A 354-nucleotide genomic window follows, 5' to 3' on the forward strand; every position below is an offset into this window, starting at 1 on the left:
GCGGTTCACGCGGCTGTTCTCGCGTGCCTTGATTGCGCGCACCATCGTCGGGTGCCTGATCCTGATCGGGCTCAATACCGCGGTCTACGGCTTCATCGCCTGGATGCCGACCTTCTTCGTCAAGCAGGGCATCAACCTGTCGTCGTCGCTCGGCTACACCATGCTGATGACGCTCGGAAGCCCGTTCGGGACGCTGGCCGGTATGTGGATCGGCGAGAAGATCGACCGCAAGCCGTCGCTGATCGCGCTGTCGCTGCTCGCCGCCGGACTCGGATTGATCTATCCGATGTTCATCAATCCCACTACATTCGTCGTGATCGGTTTCCTGCTGGTATTCACGGTTGCGGTGATGCT

The 354-nt window shown here is 60.5% G+C and carries 1 protein-coding gene; it reads left to right on the forward strand.

Annotated features, from left to right (window positions below):
* Nucleotides 1-354, forward strand: a 354-nt coding sequence (locus AC5ZGW_RS47690; protein WP_496114344.1) for an MFS transporter, incomplete at both ends; no start/stop codon positions are given.

This window comes from Bradyrhizobium sp. Crot121 (assembly GCF_059512385.1).